The sequence below is a fragment of the Accumulibacter sp. genome (assembly GCF_036625275.1).
Lineage (GTDB): Bacteria > Pseudomonadota > Gammaproteobacteria > Burkholderiales > Rhodocyclaceae > Accumulibacter.
Map to the genome: position 1 here is coordinate 1 of NZ_JAZKUD010000161.1, position 4,863 is coordinate 4,863.

Here is a 4,863-nt window from a genome sequence, read left to right on the forward strand (position 1 = left end):
GCACCGAATCGCCCTTCTTCAGCGGCTGCTTGAGGTTGATCAGCATCACATGGTAGCCGCCCGGGCCGAGCTGCACCGGTTTGCCGGCCGGTAGCTCAAGACGTGGGATGGCGCGCATGCTCATGACACCGCCGTCCATCTTCATCTCATGAATTTCCGTTATCCCGGCGGCCGGACTGGCGGCACCGACCAGCACCGCTCCCGACTTGCTGGTAATTTCCATGAAGGCACCGGTCGCCTGCTGGCCGCTGACGGTGCCGCGCACCCACGGCGCCTTGACCTCGACATCGGCGGCAAGCGCAGCCGCCGACGACAGGCTGAGCAGCGCCAGAGACACTAGAATTTTTCTTGCGTTCAAGCCGTACTCCTTCTTCCTTGACGAAAAATGATTATGAACGAGCACTTGCGCTTCTCTCCGCGACCAGTTGCCGCAGTTGGCGGGTCGCCGGCAAGCACAGACGCTCAGGGTTTGATGCTCCACTTGCCCGGCGCATCCTCGATCCACCAGCCGGAGTGAAACTGCTCCTTCCAGCGCTTGACCTGCGCGGCGCGCGCGGCTGGCTCGTAAACCTGCCCGCCGTGCGCTTCGGCAAGAGCATAGATCAGCGAATTCCGGTCCGGGTTCTCGTTGTCGATCAACTTCTCGGCGATCTGCCGCTGCGGCAGGGTAAGCCGGCTGGCGTCACGCATCTTGACCATGCCGTCGTAACCCAGCCCGATGATCCCCGCGTCGTAAAAGCGGACGAGTCTCGAGGCGCGTTGGGCGAGGCTGTGTTTGACCACCACCACCGGCGGGGTGCCGATGTCGAGGTTGATCGGCTCGCCCGGGCCTGCAGCGAAAACCGGCAGGGAAAGAAAGGCGAGCAGCAGGAGAAAGCGTTTCATGGCAGGTTTCCTGAAAGATCACTTGCCGGCCAGCAACAGCTTCAAATCGGCAGCAACGTTGTCGGGTGTTTCACCGTGGCGAACGAGAAGCCGCAGCCGACCCTGCGGGTCAAAGACATAGCTGCCCGTCGAGTGGTCGATGCTGTAACTGCCGGGAGTCGTCCCCGCGTGCCTGGCGTAGAAAACCTTGAAGTCCTTGGCGACTGCCGCGATCGTCGCCTCGTCGCCGTGCAGGCCAAGGAAGCTGGGGTGAAAGGCCGTGACATACTCGGCCAGCAACTGGGCGCTGTCGCGCGCCGGATCCAGCGTGACGAAGAGTACCTGCACACGGCCGGCGTCGTTGCCGAGAGCGCCCAGCACCGCCTGCATCGACAACAGCGTCGTCGGGCAGACGTCCGGGCACTGGGTATAACCGAAGAAAACGACCACTGCCTTGCCCTTGAAATCAGCCAGCCGGCGTGGCTGGCCGTTATGGTCGGTCAAAGCAAGTTCCTTGCCCCAGTCGGCGCCTGAAATATCGGTGGACTTGAAGCTCGGCGGCTGCGAACAGCCTGCGAACAGGAGCGAGATACACAGGATCAGGGTTGGCAGCAATTTCATGGTGGTCTGTGGATGATGGTCAGTGATCGGCAGCAAGGGCTCCGATGACAACGCTTGATGGATCGAATGCCGCCCGTCGGCTTCGTATCGCTGAGGCACTGCCGCCAGGTCATCCCAGCGAGAGCGGCCTCGGGCGGTTCCGGCCAATGCCGACGAAAAGAAACGCATCGCCATGCATTATCGGCACACGGGTATTCAGCAGCCTTGATACAGATTAATCATTGTCGCTCATTCCATGTCGGCTGGCACTAGAACGGCGATACTTCGACCGTGGCGCGCGAGGCTGCCGATGGCCTGCTCAATCGCGCGCCGGCGTTGCCGAGCATCCCGCTGGTCGATCCGCCAGCCCGGCCTTATCATTGCATCCCGCTTCGCTCATCGAGGAAACGCCATGGCCTCCTGGGGCTGCCCGCACGAAATCAACGGCATCTGCACCAAGATCAATGACCTGAACTGCGACCCCGGGATGAAGGGCTGCGTTCTGGCCGGCCGTTACTTCTTCCTGGGCAGCGACGACAAGAACGAGCGTCTGCGCGAAAAGCAGGACCGTTCGGCGCCCGAGAACGACGACGAGCCGCCGGCCTGACCAACGCCTGGCTGACGCGCAAACTCGTACTGCGACAGCGGTCTCTTCCAAACCCGGATCAAGCGACCACCGGCCTGACCCGACTCGCTGCCAGTTTGGCCCGCTCACGTGCCTGTGCCACATTCTCGCCGTTGGCCACCGCAACCCCCATCCGGCGTTTCCTGAACGACTCCGGCTTGCCGAACAGCCGCAGATCGCTGCGCGGCACGGCCAGAGCTTCGTCGACGCCTGCGAAAGCGATGCCCGGTTCATCGAGCCCGCCGTAGATCACCGCCGAAGCACCGGGCTCGCGCAGGCCGGTATCCACCGGCAGGCCGAGGATGGCACGGGCGTGCAACTCAAATTCCGAGAAGTGCTGCGAACACAGCGTGACCAGGCCGGTGTCGTGCGGGCGCGGGCTGACTTCGGAGAACCACACCTGGTCGCCCTTGACGAACAGCTCGACGCCGAAAATACCCCGTCCCCCGAGGCTCCCGGTGACGGCAGCGGCGATGTGGCGCGACTTCTCCAGTGCAACCGGGCTCATCGCTTGCGGCTGCCACGACTCGACGTAATCACCGGCGACCTGAATGTGGCCGATCGGCTCGCAAAAAGCAGTCCGGACGACGCTGGCAGCATCGCAGGCGCGCACGGTGAGCAGGGTGATTTCGTAATCGAAGTCAATCACGCCTTCGACGATCACCCGGCCCTGGTTGACGCGCCCGCCACTCGCCGCATAATCCCAGGCGGCCTGCAAGTCGTCAGGCCCACGCAGCAGCGACTGGCCCTTGCCGGAAGACGACATCACCGGCTTGACGATGCAGGGATAGCCGATGCCACTGTCGATCGCCGCCTGCATTTCGGGCAGCGAATCGGCAAAGCGATAGGGTGAGGTCGGCAGGCCGAGTTCCTCGGCGGCGAGGCGACGAATACCTTCGCGGTTCATCGTCAGCCGGGCGGCACGGGCGGTCGGAATGACCTCGGCCAGACCCTCGGCTTCGACTTCGACGAGGGTATCGGTCGCGATGGCCTCGATTTCGGGCACGATGACGTGCGGCTTCTCCTCTGCGATCAGCGCGCGCAGCGCGGCGCCGTCAGTCATGTCGATGACGTGCGCCCGATGCGCGACCTGTTGGCCGGGAGCGTTTGGGTAGCGATCGACGGCAATCACTTCGACGCCGAAGCGCTGCAGCGCAATGATTACTTCCTTGCCGAGCTCTCCGGCGCCCAACAACATCACGCGCAGGGCGCTGGTGGACAGGGGGGTTCCGATTTTCATGGCAATTTCCTTCTCTTCCGTGAAGCGGGCGCAAGACCCGGGCGAGGCCATCGATACAGCCGGCAGCGGCGTCATGCGCCAGACCAGGCGTCGGTCGGGCCATGGCAGGGTGTATGCCGTGCCAATGAAGCCGCCTGCTGAATGGCGAGTGATCGTGCGCCGGGCGCCCCCTCCCGAGCAGCCTCAAACGAAACTGGCGCCGGCTTCGCTGCCACCGTTCTCCACGCGCTCGCGGTCGAGACAGGCAAGCAACTGCGAACTCGTCTCGCGTAATCTGTGCGAGAGCATCACCACGAGTTCCATCAGGATCTTGGCGCCCAGAATGGGCTGTTCGAGAATGATGCTCGCCAGGCTCTCGCGCGTCAGCACGCCCATCACCGTCACACGGTCGGCAATACAGCTCGCGGAACGTGGATCACCGTCGATCAGCGACATCTCGCCAAGCGTCTTGCCCGCCCCGACGACGGCGATCAGGCGTGGAGCATCGTTGTTGCCCTGTTTGAACACCTGGATGCTGCCCTCGATCACGAACATCATGAAGTCGCCGGCGTCACCCTCCCGGATCACTTCCTGGCCGACCTGTGCCCGGAACACCTGCAGGAACTGGCTCAGCAGTCCGATCTCGGCGAGATTCAGGTTCTCGAAGAGAGGCCAGTAGGGGAGCATGGCGTGTAACCGCGACGCGAACGGCGTCGCGTCGCCGAGGTACTCGAGTTGCGCCAGGCGCTGGTCGCCCGAAAGTTCCACTTCGCGTCCCTTCTCCTGAAAACACCCGCCAGGGAACCGCACTCACCACGCTTCCGTTGGCGCCAGGTCGCTGCTGGAACAGCAAAAAGGCCCCAGCTGGTAACTGGGGCCTGGCGCTTGATTTCTTTGGCTCCCCGACCTGGGCTCGAACCAGGGACCTACGGATTAACAGTCGGGCCCACACTGGCTTCTATTGTACCAAAGCCGAAGATTCTTAACGCCTTTTTCTCTTCGCTTCCGACCGACCGGGTCGCACCGAGCCTATCCCGAACCCCTGCCCTCGGCGTTCGCCTTCCTGGGGCGAAAACTCGACCCTTTTCAACAAAATAACGCTGATTGGATCGACCGGCAACAGAACCGCCTGGCCGGCCGACCGCCGGACTCCGGCACCGCGGCGAGTGGGGGGGGCCGGTGATTCCGCGCCCAGCGATTGCGCCGAGACGGCTCTGGACGGCCCCACGAGGGGCCACCTCGCGATCGGGGATTCGCCCTTGGACTCGCAGGCACGCAAGCTACTTGTCGGCCCCGACGGCTGCTTCCTGGTCGAGTGCTGAACGCGTACAATCGGCCATAAAGAGACGCTCGTTTGAGGAAACTGTCGGTCCGCTCAAGACTGGTTGCCGACGCACAGGTTCTGCGGCTGGTGGACGGAACCGAGCCAACCCCTGTGTTGCCATTGACACCGTGTATGACGGCTTACGCTTCCCTTGCAGTCGCTCCGGTCGGCTGCGAAAACTCCCCATGAGGCATTGGCCGGCCAAACAGGAAGCCCTGGTAAGCAGTACAG

General features: G+C 63.3%; 6 protein-coding genes. 1 reads left to right on the forward strand and 5 read right to left on the reverse strand.

Annotated elements, in window-relative coordinates:
• The 3 genes from V5B39_RS21870 to V5B39_RS21880 all read right to left on the reverse strand — a co-directional run.
• Window positions 1-358: copper chaperone PCu(A)C (locus tag V5B39_RS21870; protein ID WP_332344925.1), on the reverse strand; the 358-nt coding region annotated here is incomplete at its 3' end.
• Window positions 359-462: 104 nt separating this feature from the next.
• Entirely contained in the window at window positions 463-885 is a 423-nt protein-coding gene (locus V5B39_RS21875) for a DUF1318 domain-containing protein (protein WP_287634173.1), read from the reverse strand.
• A gap of 18 nt (window positions 886-903) precedes the next feature.
• Window positions 904-1,485, reverse strand: coding sequence for an SCO family protein (locus V5B39_RS21880; RefSeq protein ID WP_332344926.1), 582 nt, complete (start codon window positions 1,483-1,485; stop codon window positions 904-906).
• Between the two features lie 391 nt (window positions 1,486-1,876).
• On the opposite strand from V5B39_RS21880, the gene V5B39_RS21885 reads away from it, so the two are divergent.
• Window positions 1,877-2,071 carry a hypothetical protein gene (locus V5B39_RS21885; protein ID WP_332344927.1) on the forward strand — a complete coding sequence of 65 codons (195 nt, stop codon included), beginning with the start codon at window positions 1,877-1,879 and terminating at the stop codon, window positions 2,069-2,071.
• Window positions 2,072-2,129: 58 nt separating this feature from the next.
• Here V5B39_RS21885 and purT read toward each other — a convergent pair whose 3' ends face one another.
• Window positions 2,130-3,329 carry a formate-dependent phosphoribosylglycinamide formyltransferase gene (gene purT, locus V5B39_RS21890; protein ID WP_332344928.1) on the reverse strand — a complete coding sequence of 400 codons (1,200 nt, stop codon included), beginning with the start codon at window positions 3,327-3,329 and terminating at the stop codon, window positions 2,130-2,132.
• Window positions 3,330-3,512: 183 nt separating this feature from the next.
• Window positions 3,513-4,076 carry a cyclic nucleotide-binding domain-containing protein gene (locus V5B39_RS21895; RefSeq protein ID WP_332344929.1) on the reverse strand — a complete coding sequence of 188 codons (564 nt, stop codon included), beginning with the start codon at window positions 4,074-4,076 and terminating at the stop codon, window positions 3,513-3,515.
• Window positions 4,077-4,863: the final 787 nt, after the last annotated feature.